Consider the following 21,899-nt stretch of genomic DNA (forward strand, 5'->3'; position numbering starts at 1 on the left):
AAAATATTGTTTTTATTTTATCAGTTATCTATAGGTTCAATTTGTTAATATAAATCCCGCTATGAATATAATAAAAAAAACATTCATACTACTCATACTCGGCACGACATTTGTTTTTTTCGTGCATAGCCTATACATACTTTTCTCAAGCGGCTTTGAGTGGGGTGACTTGAAAATGACAAGCAGGGAGTTCGTCAGTCAGATTATATTTTTCCTGATAAAGTTTTTTATCATTTTGCTTATAATAAATATCTGCCGCAAAAAATGGCATTAATGGATTTCATTCCAGTTATTACCGATATTTACATCTACTAAAGCCGGAACGGATATACTAACCGCATTTTCCATTATATCTTTCGTAAGCTTGGCTATTTTTTCAGCTTCATTTTCTGCCACTTCTATAAGCAGCTCGTCATGCACCTGTAGCAAAATGCTTGCTTTATAACTCTTTTCCGCAATTTCGTCATTAAGGCAAACCATTGCTTTTTTTATAATATCGGCAGCGGAGCCTTGCAACGGGGCATTAATAGCAGCACGCTCGGAAAACTGCCTTAGTGCAGGGTTCTTATCGTTTATGCCGTTTACAAAGCATTTTCGTCCCCATATTGTCTCTACGTAGCTGTGTTCTCTTGCAAATTCAACGGTTTTTTTCATATACGCTTCAATGCCCGGATATTGTTCGAAATACTGTTTAATATATTTCGCCGCCTCACCCCTTGGGATTCCGAGCCTCTGCGACAAACCGAACGCACTAATACCATATATAATGCCGAAATTAATCGTTTTTGCCTTACGCCTTAAATCACTATCTACATCTTTTAAATCAACTTTGAACATCTGACTTGCCGTAGCGGCGTGTATATCAAGATTATTATTAAAAGCGTCCTGTAAAACAGGCATATCCGCCATATGTGCCAATAACCGCAACTCTATTTGTGAATAGTCGGCAGAAATAAGCTTGCACCCCTCTTTTGCTACAAATGCACGTCTTATTTTGCTGCCGTCCTCAGTCCTTATGGGGATATTCTGCAAATTAGGGTCACGGGAACTAAGCCTTCCGGTGCTGGTAGCTGCCATCTCAAAGGTTGTATGCACCCTTCCGTCTTCTTTCACCTGCTTGGGCAGTGAATCGGTATATGTGCTTTTCATCTTACTAATATGCCGCCATTGCAATACTTTATCGGCTATATCATGCCCGTCTGCCGCAAGGGCTTGCAAAACCTGAACATCGGTAGAGTAAGCACCGCTTTTTTTGGACTTCTTACCTGTACTTAGCCCCATTTGTTCAAACAGAACCTCGCCTAACTGCTTTGGCGAGCCTATGTTGAACTCACAGCCTGCCATTTTGTGTATTTCCAATTCCAATTCTGCCGCCTGTTTAGCAAACTCACCGGAAAGTTTATTTAAAACGGCAACATCTACCTTGATGCCATTACTTTCCATTTGCCCCAAAACATTTACCAAAGGCTTCTCAATCCTATAATATGCCGCTGTCTGCCTTTCTTTAATCAGCTTCGCTTTTAGTGTTTTATGGATATACAACAACGCACCCGATATAAGGCATGAATGATGCATTATTTTACCATCTTCCATATCCGATGATATTTTAATATCAACAAAATCACCTTCAATTTCAGGGTAATGCCTTACAATCATATTTTTTATGTCATGCTTGTGCAAACCGCCTTCCAAAGTCGATGACATTATCATAACATCATCAAACGGCTGCACTTCAACTCCGCATTCCTTAGCCTCCTGGATAAATCTCTTTAAGCTATGCCCCACTTTTAATATGGATTTATCTTCTAAATAAGCCTTAACTTCTTTAATGACCTCGTTAATTCCTATTTTGTCGGCTTTATTGTCATTATCATCACCGAATAAACTTGTTTGTGAAGGCTGCTTTTCCACTTCAAACCGGAAAAAACAGGATTTTCCTTCCACGCAGAAGCTTACGCCTAATAAATCCGATGTTTTTTCATCATTTATAACATCAATAGATAAAGCCCTTATTTCACCCTGTTTATTTAGCCATTTGCTTATATCTTTTACATTCTTTAGCAGTTCGGAAGATGTTTTCTTGCCTAAATTATCATTATTGGCAGCATTATTGTCGCCAACCCCATCTTTATCAAATTTAGCGATTAGGGACTTAAATCCCTGTTCACGTAAGAAAATCAACAAATTTTCATTATTTATATCTTTAACGACAAAATCCTCAATTTCAGATTCCACCGGCACATCATAGCATAGTTTTATAAGCTCTTTGGACAATAGAGCCTGCTGTTTACTCGCTTCAAGGGTTTCCCTGCGTTTGTTCTGCGTTATTTCCGAAGTGGATTCTAATACATTTTCTAAAGTGCCGAACCTGTTTATAAGCTCGGAGGCTGTTTTAGGGCCTATTCCGGGAACACCCGGTACATTGTCCGACGAATCCCCCATTAATGATAAAACATCAAGCACCTTATCGGGCTTAACGCCGAATTTTTCTTCAACCTGCCGAACATCAATTATACGGGACTTTAAGGAGTCATACATCTGCACACCGTCACCTATCAACTGCATAAGGTCTTTGTCGGAGGAGATGATTATAACTTCATAACCGTGTTCTTTGGCAATTTTAGTATATGTGGCTATCAAATCGTCGGCTTCATAGCCTATCTTTTCAACAATTGCCAGATTAAGTGCCTTCGCAGCCTCCCTGACAAGTGGAAATTGCGGTATCAGGTCTTCAGGAGCGGGAGGTCTGTTCGCCTTATATTCCTTATATATATCATTCCTGAAGGTTTTTTCACCCGAATCAAACACTACTGCAATATAATCCGTTTCATGGTCTTTTATGGTTTTTATCAGCATATTAGTAAAAGCAAATACTGCACCAACAGGAGTTCCGTCAGCTCTTTTCATATTAGCCCGTGCCAAAGCATGATACGCCCTGAAAACAAAGCCGTAACCATCTATTAATATAAGTTTTTTTGAACTTTTTTTAGAAATTTCGGACATATTATCTAATGCTCTCATAATTAATACGCTATTTTGTTTTTGATTATTAAGAGTATAAGAGCTGTATTTTTTTAGTCCAGATATTAACTGATAACACCTTCAGATTCGGTTTCTCTTGCGGAGGAATTTTCTATTTCTTTTAGTGCGTCTTCAATCTCATACCATATTTTAGTAGCATTATAATCGCCTGCGTCGGTGTAAGCTTTTATTTTTTCTTTTATTTCATCAGCGGCAAAAACACCGTGTTCTTCCAGCAAAAGACGTGCTATTCTAAATACATCTACCGTATCGCTCATTTAACCCTCCAAGAATACCGCCAACAAACAACGACACCACAACTTGAAATTGCATAGTCATGCAAATTAGCATCGATTAATAATTAACTTAATTAGTATCACTTGAATTTAAAAAGTCAAAATTATTTTAAAAAAATAGCACGTTAACAATTTGTTAATACATTAATGATAAATTAAACATATTGATTCAAACTTCCTAGAGTCCGGTTAGGGTCCTTCAGGTAGATGTTAACAGCCCTAACAAACTAAAAAGCCCCTCTCTCATGTAGATTTCGGGGCTTTTTTTATAAAAGCGTTAACTAAACATAGATTTAGTCATACAAGACCTCTGCATAATACGTCATTACCCGAATTGCCAAAGGCAATTATAGGGTAATCTCATGAGATCGCCCTATAATTTGTTTCACAAATTCAGGCGATGACGTATTATACAGAGGTTTTATACTCAATATTAGAAAATGTTTTTATAAAAGCCTTGTAAATATATTTATAATAAATTAAAAACTATGTGGAGATTGGCGTGGGCGGATTGCTTACCCAAATTGGTCAGGTCAGAAATGAAGCAGCCACAAGTTTGTTTATCCGGGTCATTGCCAATCTCTTCTTTAGCTTCTTGCATTTCCTTGCTATTTGTATATTTTAACCAAAAGTTTTAATAAAAAAAATTATAGGCACAACATGATTCCACGTTATTCACGTCCCCAAATGGTTAACATCTGGAAACCTGAAAACAAATTTAAAATATGGTTTGAAATCGAGGCTCATTCTTGTGATGCACTGGCAAATGAGGGAGTAATACCTAAAGAAGACGCTCAAAATATATGGAATAACGCCCCTAAAGAATGGACGGAAAAAGACGTAAAAGCCATTGATGATATCGAAGCGGTTACAAAACATGACGTAATAGCATTTCTAACCCATTTGGCAAGCTATATAGGGGAAAGCAGCCGTTTTGTGCATCAGGGAATGACCAGTTCGGACGTATTGGACACCTGTCTTTCGGTGCAGTTAAAGCAAGCCGCCGACATATTACTTGACGACATGGACAAACTGCTTGCGGCACTTAAAAAACGAGCTTATGAAACAAAAGACATGATTTGCATGGGGCGTAGCCACGGAATCCATGCAGAACCCGTTACAATGGGTTTAAAATTCGCACGTTTTTATAAAGAAATGGAACGCAGCCGCACAAGGCTTGCCAACGCACGGGAAGAAATTGCCACATGTGCCATATCCGGTGCCGTAGGTACATTCGCCCACATACAGCCGACTATTCAGGATTATGTAGCGGAAAAACTAGGGCTATCATCGGAGCCGATATCCACTCAGGTAATACCGAGGGACAGGCACGCAATGTTTTTTGCCACATTGGGTGTGATAGCCGGTTCAATTGAAAATATAGCCGTTGAAGTACGCCATTTGCAGCGTACGGAGGTTTTAGAAGCTGAAGAATTCTTTTCAAAAGGGCAAAAAGGCAGCTCCGCAATGCCTCACAAACGCAACCCTGTTTTAACCGAGAACTTAACCGGACTAGCCCGTATTATCAGGGGATATGTGAATCCTGCACTTGAAAATGTAGCCCTTTGGCATGAACGTGATATATCGCACTCATCTGTAGAGCGTGCCATAGCTCCCGATGCCACTATAACTTTAGACTTTGCACTTGCCCGCCTTACTAATGTGGTTGAAAATCTGGTTGTATATCCTGAAAATATGCTAAAAAACCTTAATCAACTTGGCGGTCTGGTATTTTCGCAACGTGTACTTTTGGCTCTCACACAAGAAGGTGTAAGCCGTGAGGACTCATACAAGCTTGTTCAACGCAATGCCATGAAAGTCTGGGAAGAAGGGAAAGACTTCCTAACCGAACTGAAATCGGACAATGAAGTAACGGCAAAGCTATCTAACAGTAAGTTAGAAGAACTGTTTGACCTAAAATTTCACACCAAAAACGTCGATACTATATTTGAACGGGTTTTCGGTTAATTTTACAAATAAACTTCTAGACATTTTGTAAATTTCAGGCTAAATAAGTGCCTCAAAAATTTTTTGTGGCGGGATAGCTCAGGTGGTTAGAGCGGAGGAATCATAATCCTTAGGTCCGGGGTTCAAGTCCCTGTCCCGCTACCAATTTTGGTCAAGATACCAGATAAAAAGATTTCCATGTTTAGATCAAAAACTGTTTTTATTTTAGGAGCCGGAGCTAGCGAAGAAGTAGGTCTTCCTATTGGAGAAACACTTAAAAATAAAATATCTCAAAAAATTGATATTCGTTTTGGAGGAACAGGCTATCAACAAGACTCTGGTGACTACCAAATAACTCAAGCATTAAGACAGTACGTAAAACTACCGGATGGACGAAATGGGGATATTAATCCGTACTTACATGCCGCTTGGAAATTACGTGATGCATTAACCCAAGGCATTTCAATAGACAACGTTCTTGATGCTTATCGTGATGATAAGTTATCTGAGATGTGCGGAAAACTAGGAATAGTTAGAAGTATCTTAGAAGCCGAACGTTCTAGTAAAATATTTTATAATACCAGCGAGCGACAAAAAATAGACTTTGATCAATTAAAAAATACTTGGTTTGCTGGTTTTGTAAAAATCCTTACCGAAAATATCTCACAAAATGAAATAGATGGAATATTTGACAACGTATCTATTTTGAGCTTTAACTATGACCGATGTATAGAACATTACTTGTACGAATCGCTCCAAAATTACTACAGCCTAGAGCCGAACGTCGCATCACAATTAATGCAGAACTTAAAAATATTCCACCCTTACGGAAGTGTAGGAAAATTACCTTGGCAAGAATCTAATACTAAACAACAAGTTCCATTTGGGGCAGAAAGAAGTGATATATTAAACCTCTCTGAGCAAATAAAAACGTTCAATGAACGAACTCATGAAATTGAGAATATTAGTGAAATACAGTCAGTCGTACAAGAAGCTGAAATCATTGTTTTTCTTGGGTTTGCCTTTCATAGACAAAACTTAGAGCTTATAAAACCAGATAACAAGTGCAATGCCAAAAAAATATTTGCTACCGCATACGGAATCTCAAAAAGCGATTGTGAAGTTATTCACAATGAACTCTATGAAGCACTGCAACTAAAAGAAACCAGAATTGAATTTAGAAATGATTTAAAATGCGGTGCGTTGTTTAATGAATATTGGCGTAGCTTAACAGCTTAAAGCTTCTAGCAAACCCGAAAAATACCATTCATAACCTCGCACCTCTTTTTGAGAAACTAATGCACTGCCAAAAAACCATAACAAATTAAGCATTCATTAATAAATAAATAGTAAAATACATATTGACTCTGGGGCAAGCAGAGGATTTTATGTTTAAAGCTAAAATCAATGCGGCTCTTTTTGGATTAGGATTAGGATTAGGATTATTATTTACTAACGTTGCGTATGCCGAACTGTTTGGTTCGTCAGAAAGGAAGAGCCGCAATATAAATGAGTTCCCCAAGTGGATAGAGATGCTTGAGCGTTTTCAAGATGAAGAGTCCGCTTGTGTCAAAAACAAAAAGTGTCTAATAAATCAAATCACCGAATATTTAGCAAAAGATACCGTCAACGATGATAAATTTACCGTGATAAGAAAAGTCAACAGATTGGTAAATAGCGTCAGATATATAACGGATTTAGAAAGGTGGGGTCAGGGAGATTACTGGGCAACCCCGACACAATTCTTTGAAGAAGGTGGCGATTGCGAAGATTATGCAATCGCCAAATTTACTTTATTAAAAAAGCTCGGTATCAACAGTGAAGACATGAGAATTGTAGTTCTTAATGACACCTTCAAAAACATCATACACTCTGTTTTAGTAGTATATATCGAAGGCAAACAATACCTTCTTGATAATGAAATACCAAAAGTACTACAAGCCCATGAAGTCAGGCACTATACGCCGATTTTTTCAATTAATGAAAAAAACTGGTGGAAACACAGAATCTAAAATTCCTGTTTTAACTTTAAATATATCGTGTCACTAGAAACCTGAGTTGAACGGTAATTTCCTATAGGGTGAGCCCAGTCAAAGCGAACCACAGTATCACCTACAGGAACAATTTTAGCCCTAGCCTCAATACCTATACCGGCACTGTAAAAATGGCTATCCTGCAAAGTTCCACGAACACGGTTATAAACAGCACCACCATCAATGAAAGGTCCAGCCTTAAACTCAACTTTATCCAAAGGAGTAGGAATAACATGGTTATACTCGATATTAAAGCTATAACCGGCTTCTGCGGCTTCCTTCGCTACGTTGAATCCTCTGATATTACCGTATCCTCCGACTGTAAACAGGTCGGAAGATAGCAGGGTATTAGACGCAACCTGCCCTCTAAATACGGCTTTTATAGTTCCGTTATCGCTGAACGGACGTGAATTTATTAATATTGCAGGCTCAAATATCCAAGCCTCAGGGTCACCTGCCAAACGGCTTGCAGTCGCATCACCTTGTTCACTTGCTCCGAATATATCCAACCCTTTCGATAATTTTGCAGTAGCGTAGAAAACGCTTGAAAATCCTCTGAATAAATAAGAAGCCTCGGCAAATAATTTTCTTAATTTATCTTTAGTATCCCTTATATCGGAAAGAAATGATTCGTGAGTTCTGTCTTCATAACCGAATCTTACAACAGTCTGATGTTTTCTTGTATTCAACAACTTGCTTGAAAAAGCGACTTTATAAGCATCGGTTTCACCACTTGCATTCAAGCCTTCCAGCCTGCCGCCGATTTGGTTTTCACTATGTATATAAGAGGTTTCAAGCTTTATGTTGCTTATGCCGATTGGCGTAACAGCCCCTGCCCCAACGCTCCATAAATCATCTTCAGAAACTTGAACATCAAGGTTAAGCTTCTCACCGAAATTGAATAAATTACTTTTTTCAAGGTGAGCAGAGGTTACAATTTCGCCTGTCAATTCACTGCCGTAATTATCGACACTAATACTGTTAGTATCTTCATCGGCTTCATTTACAATAAGATTAAGGTCGGTTGTGCTGAAAGCCTTGCCCGGGGTTAAGTTCACACTTGCATCGATTCCCGGTAAGTCATTAATATCGCTTATCATCGACTCTAACGCACTTTCAACAACAACATCACCGGCTTTAACACGTCCTGCAATACGCTTTGCCAACCATGATTTAATAACGCCGGTTGAAGGAATTACCACATCGCCTACTTTAGCCTCATAGATTGACACGGTTAAATTACCTGAAGCAAAATTCTGAGGTTTTGTAACAACTCTAACAAGTATATATCCTCTGTCATAAAATGCTTTTTTAATATCGAACTTTAACTCCGCCAAGTCACCGTTTGTAAACTTGTTGCCGATATATTTTTGTACAACCTCCTGTAACTCGGCATCACCGATAACCGTATTACCCTCAAAAGAAATCGAATTTAAAATTGCCAATACTTTATTAGCATCTTTAATTCTTTCAAGAACCGGAGAATCTTCTAAAGGCTTAGATGGCTCTTTATCCAGTGAATATGAATCGGGAACGCTAACATCAGGCACTTGTTTATCGATAAGCCCGGGGAAACGTTCTACTTGTGCTAACGCTGACGTAGTAACCAGCGACAAACTCGCACATAAAACCGTAATATTTAATTTATTATTAGACACAACGCATTCCTCTTATCAAATTTCAAATTATAATTAACTGTTAGGTTCGTCACAGTTCATGAACTCACACTCGTCCGAACCGCCACCGGCAGGCTCTAAGTTACTCAAAGCAGAATTACCGCCTGTTGTGTTGCTCTGACCGTCATCACTACCGTCTAATTGAGCAACCAGAGTGTCAATCTGTCCCGGAGCAGGATTACCGTTTACATCAAAACCGTTAGGATCAAAAATAGTCCCCGTATCACGATGTTATGCCCGCAATATCAAAGCCATTTGCATCAAAACCGTTTATATCGAATCCGTTTCGGTCAAATCCGGCTATATCAAAGCCGTTTTGGTCATATCCGTCAGGGCCGAAAGGTGTTCCGGTGTCACGATGTATGCCGTTAATATCAAAACCGAATTGATTGAAGCCGTTTATATCGAACCCGTTTATATCAAACCCATGTATATCGAACCCATTCGGATCGTAAGGAGTTCCGGTTTCTTTATGCACTCCGTACTGGTCAAAGTTATTTGCATCAAAGAACCTTACTCGAACACCTGCATCTAATGTCAAAGAGGCGTTGCCTGTAGCGGTGCTATCCGTTCCTGTAAAGCGTTGCTGTACTAAAGCTCCGTTAGCTTCAGCCAAAGGGTCGGGAACTAAAGCAGATAACAAGATATCTCTACCGGCTGTAATAGTTACATCGGCATAAGCGTTCTGATTAGTTGAAAACGCCCTTGCAGCAATAGCACCTATTATATCAACGTCCGCACTACTATCACTGGCTTCAACATTAATTGATGATGCAGCATCACCGTTAATAGTATTTGAAGTTGAGAAAATATCGCCTCCGATGAAAACCCCGTTTTCACCTTTAACATTTAAAGCTGCCGTAGCATCACCGTTAGTTGTCTTAGCATTCGCAACTAAATCACCTGCTATACCGACCTCTCCGTTTTTGGACGCTATAATACCGAATGCGGAAGAATCACCTATAACCGTTGCGGCAGAAGAAGTTAAATTATTACCTATCGCAACATCGTTATTTGCAGCAACTAGTATAGTTGAACCTGCATCACCTCCGAAGCTGTTAGAAATATTTGATACGTTTCCGCCGATATTAACAGAATCATTCAAACCGATTACGGAAATAATAGCCTCAGAACCACCAAAGGCAGAATTGGCAGTAGCCGTAACATTGCCGCTTACAGCAACTTTATTTGCAATAATGCTGATTAACGTATCGGCATTACCGAATCCGGTTGTAGCGGAACCTGCAAAAACATTGCCGTTAACGTTTACATCTCCTGATGAATATATTTCAACTTCTGAAGTTGCATCGACTCCCTTACCCGAAGATGGATTTAAAGCAAAAATGTTATCTGTAGTAACATTGCCTGACGCACCTATAAATATGTCATCACCGCTTATAATGTTCTTAGTTAAAACATTACCCAAAGCATCAATGTAAACATCATCATCACTAACTATATTGGCTGTAGTAACATCATTGCTAGCAATTATATCCAAATCATCGCCTGTAATAATATTATTTGTAACAACATTATTATCCGCTTCAATGTATGTGTCGTTAGTGCTGTTAATATTACCTGTGGTAACATCATTACCTGCATCTATAAACACATCGGTTGCACCCACAATGTTTTTTGTAGTAATGTTATTTCCGGCGGTGATATCAACATCACCTTTAATATTACCGGTTTCAACATTACCGTTTGCGTTTATAAAAAGATTGCCTAAAACTGCTTTAGTAGTAACGTCATTACTAGATATAATAGAAACATTCTGACTAGATGAGTCAGTAATTATATGTCCGGTTTCAACATTATTTCCTTCTATTGATACACCTGAACCGCTGATTATATTAGATGTCGTTACATCACCGCTAGCTATAATAGCAGCATTTCCATTAATAATATCAGTATCAACATTACCGTCGGCATTTATAGCTATGGCTTTGTTTGAATCTTTAGTGCTGATATCGCTTAAGTCAACATTGCCGTTTCCCCCTAACAAACTGGTATCAGTCGCAATAACATGCACTCCCGCATCAGAACTTATATTTCCTCCGGTAATATTTCCTTCCGCCGCAGAGAATTGAACTTCTTTATTAGCATCATTAACGTTAGAAGCTAATATATCAACATTGCCAAAAGATAAATCACCATTAACCGAAGAAAGGTTCATGGATACTATTTCAGTATCTACATTGATATTATTTACGGTTACATTACCGTCATCGGCAGAAATATTTAAAACCGAACTCGCTTCAGAATTCTTACCTGACGCAGAAGATGCAATGTTTACATCATCTAGAACTTCAATGTCACCGTTTTGGGAAGTTATATCAACAACCGCATTGGAATTAGAATCGTCACCGGTAGTAGATACCGCAACGTTTATCTGACCGTCAATAGTAACATTACCGTGAGCATTAATATTTACTTCACCTGTCGAATCCGTACTATCTGTAGAAGTCACACCTCCTACGGTAATCGACTTAGTATTAATGTGACCGCCTTTTGTAGTTCCTGTCACGGAAGTACTAAGGTTTATGCTACCGGGAGAAACATCTAAATCTCTACCTGTTTCAAGGTGACCTATATCAATACCTAACAACCCTGCTTCAATAGTTATATCACCGGAAGTTGTTGATATTTTATCATTTTTATCAAGGAAGAATACACCGCCGGCATTTTTCAACGTTCTCAGCGTAATATCACCGGCTCCACCCGATATAACGCCGTCCGTTATATCTTCAAAAGTTATAAGGTAGTCTGCATCCAAAGTAACGGCAAAGCCCAGACCCGACCAAAACTCTACTCTTTCTTCATATACCGTATTGATAAGAGGGTTAATAAAATTAGATGGACCATTACCGTCTTTAATAGTTAGTGCAAACGGGTCGATTATAAATTCACCACCCTCACCGTTGGCAGCGGAAGCATCAACATCACCGTCTAATGATATATTAGTTCCGCTTATCTCTATCGTGCCACCGTTTCCTGATTCAGTTCCACCTTTGGCACTAATGAACGCATCTGAGCTAAAGTTATTAATACCGTCAGCCCATGTATCTACAGAACCTCCGTTACCGTTTACACCGCCATCGGCAGAAATAGTAACATCATTAAGGTTAATATCTCCCGTAGATGATATTAATACTGTTCCACCGTCTTTTCCTTCACCGAACGAATCGGCATCTATAACGCCGTCAAGATTTACAACACTTTCGATTACATCGGAGGCTGCACTTGCTTCAATGTGAATCAAACCGGAACGAGAACGCAAAGTTCCTTCGTTTGTTACGCTAGCCTTATCTAAAAATGCCTCGTCAGACAAAGCATACGTAATAAGCCCATCGCCTCTAAAGTCGATAGTTGTGGCAGCTACCGCACCAATTAAAGCAACCTTACCTAAATCAGCTTGTATATAACCTCTATTAACCACTTCTGGTGCAGCCAACACTGCAAAGCCTCCATCAGAAGCTATAATTCTACCTTCGTTAATAACAGCGGCGTCACCATATTGAGATAACTTTACTGAATCTATAGTCTTAAAATCATCACTGCTATTTATTAAAACATCTGAAGCAGTAGTCGCAAGTAATGAACCCACATTAACCTGTGATGAGCCATGGAAAGTAATTCCCGAACTATTCTGTAGGAATACATTTATACCGGCTGCGTTAAGCTGTCCGTATATATGGCTTAATCCACCGCCCTCAAGGACTTTGGCAACATATGTATTACCGCCTGAAATATTAACCTGTGCGTCCCTACCGATATTGAACGAACTATATGTGTCTTTTACGAAAGAAGTGTTCATTCCCACATTAAGGCTATTGTCCGTATATGTATGATTCGCACTTCCCTCCACCGTGACAGGATCGGTCGGCAATGCATTAGATGCAACCACATCTGCAAATGAATTATTTACACCTGCAAAACAAAGAACAAAACCAAAAGCCGCACATAGATTAACCACCTGCTTTTTACGTTTTACCATTCTCCATCTAAATTCGTTCCTTAAAGCTTCCATACCGACAACCACTCCCTACGAGAAATATTATTAAATTCTATGATTTGAAGAATACCTATCCAAAATACTGAACCTTACTTGGTGCAACCGTCCTTTAAAAGGTTTAAACGCTCCAATTATACGTGGCATTATTACCACTATAAACAGGTACATGAAAATACCGCATTTAAACGAAGTGCATTAATATCCTTAAATTATTTAATTTTCAACTTATTTTTTGTAACCACAAGTTTATGAAAATTTATACAAACTACCGTTGCAAAAAAGCAACACAGGCATTCCTGCCTGTGTTGCTTTAAAGATTGTATTTCTATACACTACAAAGTTAAAACGGTATCTCGTCGTCAAGCTCCTCAACGGCAAAATCTTCTTTTTGAGCCGGAGAGTTATTGCTTGCGTAATTATTATTGCTGTAACCTGATGAATCATTAGAATATCCGCCACCGCCACCGCTATTTTTGCCATCAAGCATAACAAGAGACGAACCGAAACCTTGTAGAACCACTTCGGTGCTATATTTATCATTACCGCCCTGATCTTGCCACTTGCGTGTCTGCAAAGCACCCTCAAGATAAACCTTAGAACCTTTTTTCAAATAACTTTTAGCTACATTTACCAGACCCGGAGAAAAGATAACTACCCTATGCCACTCAGTCTTATCCTTGCGTTCTCCTGTATTTTTATCTTTCCATGACTCGGTTGTAGCAATACTAAGATTTGCCAACTCCCTTCCGTCCTGCGTACTCCTGATTTCAGGATCATTGCCTAAATTTCCTATCAAAATAACTTTATTTATTGAACCTACCATAAGCCTTCTCACCGATACTAATTAATAATCAGCGAAAGCCTACAAGACGTTAAATATAAAATCAACTTGAATTAACGTTAATTCGGGTTTAATTATTTATCTTCTGTAAATTAAAGTTACCAAGGAGCCAAATGAAAAAAGAGCAAGTAGATATAACTACATTAGATAACGGTCTAAGGATAATCAGCCAGAAGATGAATGAAACCGAGGCAGTTACTATAGAAATATGGACCGGAGTAGGTAGCCGTTATGAACGACCGGAACAAAACGGCATATCTCACTTTCTTGAGCATATGGCGTTCAAAGGAACAAACACCAGAACCGCAAAGCAGATAGCCGAAGACTTCGACAATATCGGAGGTCAGCTTAACGCTTTCACCAGCCGTGAACATACCGTATATTACGCTAAAGTGCTTAAGGAGAATTTTAACGAGGCGGCGGATCTTCTTGCCGATATAATTCAAAACTCAATATTTGAGCAAAAGGAAATAGAAAGGGAAAGGAATGTCGTATTGCAAGAAATAGCAATGACTAACGACTCTCCCGATGATATTATCTTCGACCTGTATCAGGCTACCGCATTTTCCAATCAGCCTCTCGGCAGGTCTATCTTAGGACCTTCAAAACTGGTTGCCAACTTCTCAAGAGATGATTTAACGGGCTATGTATCAGAACACTATCACGGTGCAAACCTTGTTCTGTCGGTTGCCGGAAATGTAGAGCATAAAACGGTAGTAGAATTCGCAAAGAAACATTTATCCAATATACCGAAAGGAAAGCGTTCCCAAAAAGAAACGGCGAACTATTCCGGAGGTGAGCATCGTGAAGAACGTGATTTGGAACAGGTGCATCTTACCTTCGGTTTTAAAGGAATATCATACCTTGATGAAGATGTTTATAAAGTACAATTATTATCATGTATATTGGGTGGCGGAATGTCATCAAGGCTATTTCAGGAAATAAGGGAAAATAGAGGGCTTGCGTATAGCGTAAGTTCTTTTAATTCAAGCTATCTTGACTCAGGAACATTCACGGTTTATTCGGCAACAAGTCCTGAAAAAATAAACGAACTGATAAATGCTGTTTGCGATGAGATGAAAAAAGCAACGTCGGATATAACCGAAGCAGAACTAAAAAAAGCAAAAGCTCAGGCAAAAGCAGGACTGCTTATGGCTCAGGAGAGCAGCAACAACCGTGCGGATGCACTAGGTCGCAGGCTGATTTGCTATAACAGATATATAAGTAATCAGGAAATTTTAGATAGAATGAATAGTACGACCGTAACGGACGTTAAGGAAGTGTTGGAAAAAATCATCACATCTTCAAAGCCCACTATTGCGGCTATCGGCAAACTTGATAAACTTGAAAGTTACAACGATATAAACGGAAGGTTGGCGGCGTGAATATCCTTATAACCGGCGGTGCGGGATTTATAGGTAGTACATTTGTTGAACAATGCCTCGAAAGAGGCTACGATGTAACCATATTAGATGCCCTCACCTATGCCGGTCATATAGAAAACCTTGAGCATATCCAAAAAAATTATGAATTTGTTGAGGGTAATATTTGCGATAGAAGGATAGTTGATAAAATCCTGAACGAAAAAAAAATTGATTCGGTGGTCAATTTTGCCGCCGAATCACATGTTGATAATTCCATAGCCTCCGCCGATATATTTATTCAGACAAACATTAACGGAACCTACACCTTGCTTGAAGAAAGCAGAAGATACCGGAGTAAATTAAAGGGCGAGAAAAAAGAAAATTTCCGTTATATACAAATTTCTACAGATGAAGTTTACGGCGAGCTGGAATTAAAAGAAGATCGTAAATTCAATGAAAATAGTAATTACAACCCAAGCTCGCCATATTCATCAAGTAAGGCTGCCGGAGATCATATGACCCTTGCGTGGCATAAAACTTACGGTTTACCTACTATTGTTACCAATTGTAGCAATAATTACGGTCCTAGGCAATTTCCTGAAAAGCTTATACCACATATGATATCATGTGCATTAAGCGGTGAGAATATGCCGATATACGGCGATGGCGAGAATATCAGGGACTGGATACATGTAAGCGACCATTGTAACGGAGTCCACCTTGCATTAACAAAAGGAATTCCGGGACAAACATATTGCTTTGGCGGCAATGCTGAAAAATCCAACATTTATCTGGTCACAAAGCTATGTCATATCCTTGATGACCTAGCCCCAAAACCAAGAGGCAGTTACGAAGAGCAAATAAAATTCGTAACAGACAGAGCAGGTCACGACCGAAGATATGCTATCGACGATTCTAAAGCGGCAAATGAACTCGGATTTACCAGAAGTTACGAATTTGAGGACGGCTTAAAAGAAACTGTTCAGTGGTATCTAAGAAACACCAAGTGGCAAGCTCAGGTTATAAGAAAAAAACTTGCTTAAATTTGCGGAACTAAACGCTAACTAAATGTAGTTTTTATACTTCATATTGATATTTTGGGTTATAGTATTTTTGAAAATAAGATGGGTTGCGAGAATTGGTCTAGAGTGAGTAGAATCATAAGTAGTACTCTTTTGTGTGCGTTAGTTTTCTTACAAACTGGTTGTATTGGTTGCTTCTTTCCTCCTACTGCTAAGGTAAAGATAGAAGTTCCTGAATCAATAAGAACAGAAGATCTATTCAAAATTGTTCAAGAATCTTCTATTGGCACTATTTATCGTGACTTAACTCGTACAAGAGTATGGATCGAAAATAGAACTGTGTATAATCTTGAAGATGGAATAATGGAAATAGGAAAAATAGAAAATGGTGGTCTTAATATAAAAGCAGAGCGAAAAAATAATGGAAAGACTCTAATCGTTTATCTTGGAGGAGTAGGTCCATATTGCAAAGATATGCTTGAGCCAGAAAAAAAGATTCTAAAATTATCTGACAAAATAAAAGAAAATATTTTAAAAAATTAGAGGATATAAAAAATGACAAATCAACATTCAATAGAGGTAAGACAATTATCAATTTTGGGTGTTGCAGAACGTGACGTTTTTATTGCTAGAAATTTAACAACCGTAGCTATTGCAACGGAAATAAGTGGTTACTATTATTAGTTATATATTTACATCATTGGCAATGCCAATAAAAAATCATTTGACAAGTTGCAAATAAAAAGCAACTATATCATATAGTTAATTACAACTCTTACTGCAAAGCCTATATTTTTCCAGATAAATAACCATTATTTTGGGGGTAAAATATGAAATATGCGTCACAAGCAATAAATGCTGCTTTTATTCTAAGTTCTAGTATTAGTAAGAACCACAATTCAGGACATAGGGTAAGAACTGGCATTTTACCTTCCGAGCAGAAGGACAATGTTATTTTAGACGGAGTCGGTCTTGCCACCACTACCGGCATTACCGATTTTAATAAAAAAACCTTTGAAGAATTAAAAGAAAAAGGATTGGACATTTCTTCCGTAAAAAGAGGTGATAAGACGGATTATAGGATAAAAACCACCGGCAACAGTTACGAATTAAAGACATTAGAACAAGTAGATAAGATAGGTTTTCATGCCAAGTCTTATGTAGTCAATCAGAAACCGATAAGCTCAAAAGAAAAAACAGGCACGGATTCATTGCGTATCGCTTTTGGCGGCACAAGGGAGCAGGATTGGGGAAGAACATTTGCTATGCACGTTACTAAGCTTCCGTTACACTATGAAAAAAATTTACGGGAATTTATAGATAAGACATTAGAAACCTATCGGCAATCCAACCCTGATAGCGGCTTGCCTGAAAATATCGTAATTTCAGGACATTCAGCAGGAGCAACTCAAGCCAATAAGGCCTTTGAGATATTAAAAGAAAAAGGGATAGAATCGGACGTACACCTTCATTTATATGAACCGTTTGGAGCTAAATTTTCAAAAATGAAACAGGAGGATCAAAAAAAAGCAGTTAGCTACACCGGTCACAATAGTTTTTTAAAGTACTTTTTATATGATGGCGATACTATCGGTAAAGTTAAAGCTTTACCCGAATCAGATTCGCAAAAACAAGTAGCGGCAGGTAAGTCTATAACTATGTCGCAATGGGGAATTTTGGGTAGGGCTATGGCAGCCTCTGTAAAAGGACACGGCATAGATTCTATAATAGAATCAGGTTTAAAATCGGACGAGAAAGAAGTAGTCGAACTAGAGCCTGTGAGAAAATCTCAGTCAACAAACGGAATAGCAAAATTTGCGGAAGGTGTAATAAGTTCACAACTTGCTAAAAATTATTCAACCGGCATGTTTTCAAGGCTTTAATTATAGAGTCCTCTGCAAAAAAGTAAGGTGTTATAAAATTTAGTCCCTTCTCCCTTTGGGAGAAGGTTAGGAAGAGGGAGGGGTGTTTCAACAAACACAGTATCTTGCAATTAAACATATGTTGAAAAAATTCCCTCACCCCACCCCTCTCCCAAAGGGAGAGGGAGCTTTTGCTACCCTTTGCAGATGTTACTATAACTTGTAAGAGAAGGTCATAACAAAATGAGAAATTTTAATATTTTGCGACAACACGGACTATACAGAATAAATAGTCTTAATAAGATTTCAAATAACCAAGTTTTATTAGGTAGCCATAGGAGTTTTAGCGGTCTATCTTCCAAAGAAAGAGATGATGGAATAATTATTGATGCGGTCGGTTTATCGTCATTTCCCGATAGTCGTGCCGGTAAGCTGAATCAATTGCGTCCCAAGGGTCTGTATATTGATGCAGCAGATAGAGGAAGCAAGGAAGATTTTAGTTTAATGACTACCGAAGGTTCAAATTATGAGTTACGCACCTTAGAAAATGTTAATATGCGTGGTTTTCATGCTCGTTCATACCTTGTTTTCCCCAAGGAAGGGGATTCTCCGGCTTTGCTACCGTCTTCTCTTAGAATTGCGTTCGGAGGAACTAAGCAATATAGCGATATTCCACGCACTACCGCCATGTTTTTAACGGGAAGACCCATGGCTTATGAAAAAGAAACCAAAGAATTTCTTGATAAAACAATGAATAAATACCAAGAAGCCTACGGAACTGACAAAGTGCCAAGGGTTATTGTGGTTTCAGCTCATTCGGCAGGCACTCCGCATGCGATAAAAGCTTACAACATTTTAAAAGAAAAAGGCATACGGTCTGATATTCAGCTGCGTTTATATGAGCCGTTCGGAGCTAAGTTCACAGGCTTCGAACCCAAAGAAGATGAAAATATAGCTACTTATGTTTGCAAAAGTTCATTTTTGCCAAAGATGTACAATGCAGGTAAGACTTTAGGACACACGGAAACATTACCGCCGCCGACAGATGAGAAAGTGGCAAACGGCACATTTATCAGTGCTGCAAAAAACGCTATTTCAACCCCGATTATGGCTCATATGTTATTATGGATAGTTGACTCTCATATTGATAGGAACGCTACAAAAAATATTACTTTAAGTGACAGCCTTGAAAGCTTGCCGAGCATTTTAAGCCGTAACGGCAGTCAGGCTAGTTTGTGTAGGTAATGTCCTAATATGGCGTGCGTGAGAAGACTTTTAGGGCTTGGACAGCCATACAACCTAAATAATTCCCTTGTCGGTCAGAACACTTTGAATGACCGGTATATAAACCCCAAGCTATACATAGAATATTAATTATAATTCCGACAACTTTTATCTGAAGGAACTTGTGAACATAATATTCTACATTTCCATATGACGGTATGAGCAGCATTGCTGCAAATACAAGAAAGAATATTCCTACTCCGTAATGTATAAAAATTGCTGATAATATTGCCAGTAGCAGTAAAGAATACCCGAATATTTTGGCAAAAAGTAATGTTCCTTTTGACGATGTTCTTACTTCACTTGTCACTATCAACTATCCTCGCATAACCAGAATCGTCCAGTTTCCGTATTCTTTTTTAGAAATGAATTGGAATCCGGATTTTTCATGGGCTTCAATAACGTCGTCTGCCTGATTATTATTAAGCCCTGCTAATATTATATAACCGCCTGACGCTATATACTGCTTTGCTTTTGGAGCAAATTCTATTAAAGGGATTGCAAGAATGTTTGATATGATAACCTCATATGCCCCGTTCTCATGTACCAGATTTGAGTCGTAGCCGTCACTATATGCAACGCTTACATTGTCGGAAACATCATTTATATTTGCATTTTCTATAGAGGTTTCAACGCAGATAGGGTCGTTATCAACAGCTATAACTTTAGCTTCACTCCAAAGTTTCGCCGCTCCGATAGCCAATATCCCCGAACCGCAGCCCATATCAAGTACTTTACTGAAACTTCCCTGCAACTCCTGTAGTGCCAGCAGACAACCTTTTGTGGTTTCGTGACCGCCGGTTCCAAAGGCTCGTTTTGGATCTATTTCAATTGCTATTTTATCTTCGGGTACTTCATCTTTTCTCCATGAAGGATATACAAAAAATTTACCCGCATCGACAGCTTCAAAGTTTTTTTGAGATTCACTTACCCAGTCAGTTTGTTTAATCTCACTTATAACGAATGTGGGCTTGTTAATATTCAATTGCTTAGAAAGATTTTTTAATGTTTCACTTAAAGTATCGGTGTTAGGTTTATCTTGATTATAGATTTGCAGTTTCCATATATTTTCATCTGCTTCATTTTCAAAGCATGACATAGAATCAGCCGATTCTTCCAAGCCGTCCATGAAAAAATCAATATTATCTTTGGGTAATTCTATCTCGGTTACCCATAATTTTTCTTGAGTCATATTATGATGCTTTTTTCTTATTATTTTTATATGTAGTCCAGTTTTCTTTATTGACCTGACGATTTCTGGCAACTGCAAGCGAACCGCTAGCTACATCTTTTGTTATGGTGCTTCCGGCTCCGATGAACGCTTCATCTCCGACTGTTACAGGGGCGACAATTGCAGTATTTGAGCCGATGAATGCTTTTGCACCTATTTTTGTTTTATGTTTATTTTCGCCGTCATAATTGCATGTAACCGTTCCGGCTCCGATATTAGCTTCTTCGCCTATTTCGCTATCACCGATATATGTTAGGTGGCTGATTTTAGCTCCCTTCCCTATTTTGGATTTTTTTATTTCGACAAAATTACCGATACTTGCATTGCTCTCAATTTCAGTACCGGGTCTTATCCTCGCAAAAGGACCTATTATTGAACCTGATGCTATTTTAGCATCTTCAATGTGGCTAAACCCTCTTATCTGTACGTTGTCATCAATAACAACTCCTTTGCCGAACCATACATTCGGCTGTATCAGTACGTCTTTGCCGATTTGAGTATCGTAGCTGAAATAAACCGATTCAGGGTCAATCAGTGTTGCACCGTTCATCATTGCATAATTACGCAGCATATTCTGCATTAAAAATTCTGCTTCGCTTAATTGTATCCTATTGTTTATACCCAAAACTTCCGACTCAGGGCATTCAACATGCATACATTTTTTGTTACTTTTATTTGCCAGTTCAATAATATCGGTAAGATAATATTCACCTTTGGCGTTGTTATTACTAATTTTACCGATAAGGCTTTTTATAACATCACTTTTTACGGCAATAACACCCGAATTGCAAAGTTCAATATCAAGCTCATCTTCCGTAGCGTCTTTTGCTTCAACGATTTTTTCCAACTCTCCGGCTTCATTTAAAACAAGCCTTCCGTAGTCACTAGGGTATGAAGGCACAAAGCCAAGCACCACAACATCGGATTCGTCAAGCCGGTATAGCATTTCCTCCAGAGTATCGTCTTCTATAAGTGGGGTGTCTGCATACAAAATCAGTATGTTTCCGTTGAAGTCCTTTAATTTTTCTAAAGCAGGTTTTACGGCATCTGCCGTACCTAACTGCTGAGTTTGATATACTACTTCGCTAACGTTTTTAATAGATTGCTCAACTTGCTTCATATTTTCACTTAACACGGTAACGATTCTTGCAGGCTCAAGGACTTTTGCCACATCTAAAACATGCTCTATCATCGGCTTACCGCATATGGTATGAAGCACTTTAGGCAAAGCCGACTTCATACGGGTTCCCTTGCCTGCTGCTAATATAATTATTGCGATTTGTTTTTCCGACACTTTGACATTCCCT

17 protein-coding genes, 1 tRNA gene and 1 other RNA gene are annotated in these 21,899 nt (G+C 38.6%); 11 read left to right on the forward strand and 8 right to left on the reverse strand.

Annotated features, from left to right (window positions below):
- Positions 1–270 precede the first annotated feature (270 nt).
- Together polA and O2942_01345 are read right to left on the reverse strand one after the other, a co-directional pair.
- The gene (polA, locus tag O2942_01340) at positions 271–3,021 is read right to left on the reverse strand and encodes a DNA polymerase I (GenBank protein MDA0780892.1); all 2,751 of its coding nucleotides are present in this window, start codon (positions 3,019–3,021) and stop codon (positions 271–273) included.
- A gap of 65 nt (positions 3,022–3,086) precedes the next feature.
- Positions 3,087–3,299 (reverse strand): hypothetical protein, encoded by a 213-nt coding sequence (locus O2942_01345; protein ID MDA0780893.1) that lies wholly within the window; start codon positions 3,297–3,299, stop codon positions 3,087–3,089.
- Positions 3,300–3,807: 508 nt separating this feature from the next.
- On the opposite strand from O2942_01345, the gene ffs reads away from it, so the two are divergent.
- From ffs to O2942_01370, 5 genes are all read left to right on the forward strand, one after another.
- Positions 3,808–3,906, forward strand: an RNA gene (gene ffs, locus O2942_01350) — signal recognition particle sRNA small type.
- A gap of 71 nt (positions 3,907–3,977) precedes the next feature.
- Positions 3,978–5,285 carry an adenylosuccinate lyase gene (gene purB, locus O2942_01355; GenBank protein ID MDA0780894.1) on the forward strand — a complete coding sequence of 436 codons (1,308 nt, stop codon included), beginning with the start codon at positions 3,978–3,980 and terminating at the stop codon, positions 5,283–5,285.
- A 67-nt stretch (positions 5,286–5,352) separates the two neighbouring features.
- Positions 5,353–5,429, forward strand: a tRNA-Met gene (locus O2942_01360).
- Positions 5,430–5,462: 33 nt separating this feature from the next.
- A complete protein-coding gene (locus O2942_01365) occupies positions 5,463–6,503 on the forward strand; it encodes a hypothetical protein (GenBank protein ID MDA0780895.1) in 1,041 nt (346 codons plus the stop codon).
- Positions 6,504–6,652: 149 nt separating this feature from the next.
- A complete protein-coding gene (locus O2942_01370) occupies positions 6,653–7,276 on the forward strand; it encodes a transglutaminase-like cysteine peptidase (protein MDA0780896.1) in 624 nt (207 codons plus the stop codon).
- Here O2942_01370 and O2942_01375 read toward each other — a convergent pair.
- The 3 genes from O2942_01375 to ssb form a co-directional block, all read right to left on the reverse strand.
- Positions 7,273–8,955, reverse strand: a complete 1,683-nt coding sequence (locus tag O2942_01375; protein MDA0780897.1) for a hypothetical protein — start codon at positions 8,953–8,955, stop codon at positions 7,273–7,275. The two genes, O2942_01370 and O2942_01375, sit on opposite strands and share 4 nt — an antisense overlap.
- A 241-nt stretch (positions 8,956–9,196) precedes the next feature.
- The gene (locus O2942_01380; protein ID MDA0780898.1) at positions 9,197–13,003 is read right to left on the reverse strand and encodes a filamentous hemagglutinin N-terminal domain-containing protein; all 3,807 of its coding nucleotides are present in this window, start codon (positions 13,001–13,003) and stop codon (positions 9,197–9,199) included.
- A 325-nt stretch (positions 13,004–13,328) separates the two neighbouring features.
- Entirely contained in the window at positions 13,329–13,811 is a 483-nt protein-coding gene (gene ssb, locus O2942_01385; GenBank protein MDA0780899.1) for a single-stranded DNA-binding protein, read from the reverse strand.
- Positions 13,812–13,942: 131 nt separating this feature from the next.
- Between ssb and O2942_01390 the strand changes: the two genes are divergently transcribed.
- From O2942_01390 to O2942_01415, 6 genes are all read left to right on the forward strand, one after another.
- Positions 13,943–15,214 carry a pitrilysin family protein gene (locus O2942_01390; GenBank protein ID MDA0780900.1) on the forward strand — a complete coding sequence of 424 codons (1,272 nt, stop codon included), beginning with the start codon at positions 13,943–13,945 and terminating at the stop codon, positions 15,212–15,214.
- Positions 15,211–16,236: a dTDP-glucose 4,6-dehydratase gene (gene rfbB, locus O2942_01395; GenBank protein MDA0780901.1), complete on the forward strand. Its 1,026-nt coding sequence runs from the start codon at positions 15,211–15,213 to the stop codon at positions 16,234–16,236. Before O2942_01390 ends, rfbB begins: the two co-directional genes overlap by 4 nt.
- A gap of 105 nt (positions 16,237–16,341) precedes the next feature.
- Positions 16,342–16,758 (forward strand): hypothetical protein, encoded by a 417-nt coding sequence (locus O2942_01400; GenBank protein MDA0780902.1) that lies wholly within the window; start codon positions 16,342–16,344, stop codon positions 16,756–16,758.
- A 12-nt stretch (positions 16,759–16,770) separates the two neighbouring features.
- Positions 16,771–16,899: a hypothetical protein gene (locus O2942_01405; GenBank protein MDA0780903.1), complete on the forward strand. Its 129-nt coding sequence runs from the start codon at positions 16,771–16,773 to the stop codon at positions 16,897–16,899.
- 146 nt (positions 16,900–17,045) lie between these two features.
- Positions 17,046–18,098, forward strand: a complete 1,053-nt coding sequence (locus O2942_01410) for a hypothetical protein (GenBank protein MDA0780904.1) — start codon at positions 17,046–17,048, stop codon at positions 18,096–18,098.
- A 222-nt stretch (positions 18,099–18,320) separates the two neighbouring features.
- The gene (locus tag O2942_01415; GenBank protein MDA0780905.1) at positions 18,321–19,322 is read left to right on the forward strand and encodes a hypothetical protein; all 1,002 of its coding nucleotides are present in this window, start codon (positions 18,321–18,323) and stop codon (positions 19,320–19,322) included.
- A 4-nt stretch (positions 19,323–19,326) separates the two neighbouring features.
- Here the strand turns inward: O2942_01415 and O2942_01420 are convergent, their stop codons facing one another.
- Genes O2942_01420 through glmU form a run of 3 tightly spaced genes read right to left on the reverse strand, consistent with a single transcriptional unit; the run spans position 19,327 to position 21,886 of the window.
- Positions 19,327–19,671 (reverse strand): hypothetical protein, encoded by a 345-nt coding sequence (locus O2942_01420; protein ID MDA0780906.1) that lies wholly within the window; start codon positions 19,669–19,671, stop codon positions 19,327–19,329.
- A gap of 6 nt (positions 19,672–19,677) precedes the next feature.
- Positions 19,678–20,553 carry a 50S ribosomal protein L11 methyltransferase gene (locus tag O2942_01425; GenBank protein MDA0780907.1) on the reverse strand — a complete coding sequence of 292 codons (876 nt, stop codon included), beginning with the start codon at positions 20,551–20,553 and terminating at the stop codon, positions 19,678–19,680.
- A 1-nt stretch (position 20,554) separates the two neighbouring features.
- On the reverse strand, positions 20,555–21,886 hold the full coding sequence (gene glmU / locus O2942_01430) for a bifunctional UDP-N-acetylglucosamine diphosphorylase/glucosamine-1-phosphate N-acetyltransferase GlmU (GenBank protein MDA0780908.1): 1,332 nt from the start codon (positions 21,884–21,886) through the stop codon (positions 20,555–20,557).
- Between the last annotated feature and the right edge of the window lie 13 nt (positions 21,887–21,899).

Source organism: Pseudomonadota bacterium (assembly GCA_027620075.1).
In the GTDB taxonomy this organism is placed as follows: domain Bacteria; phylum Pseudomonadota; class Alphaproteobacteria; order Rickettsiales; family UBA6187; genus 1-14-0-20-39-49.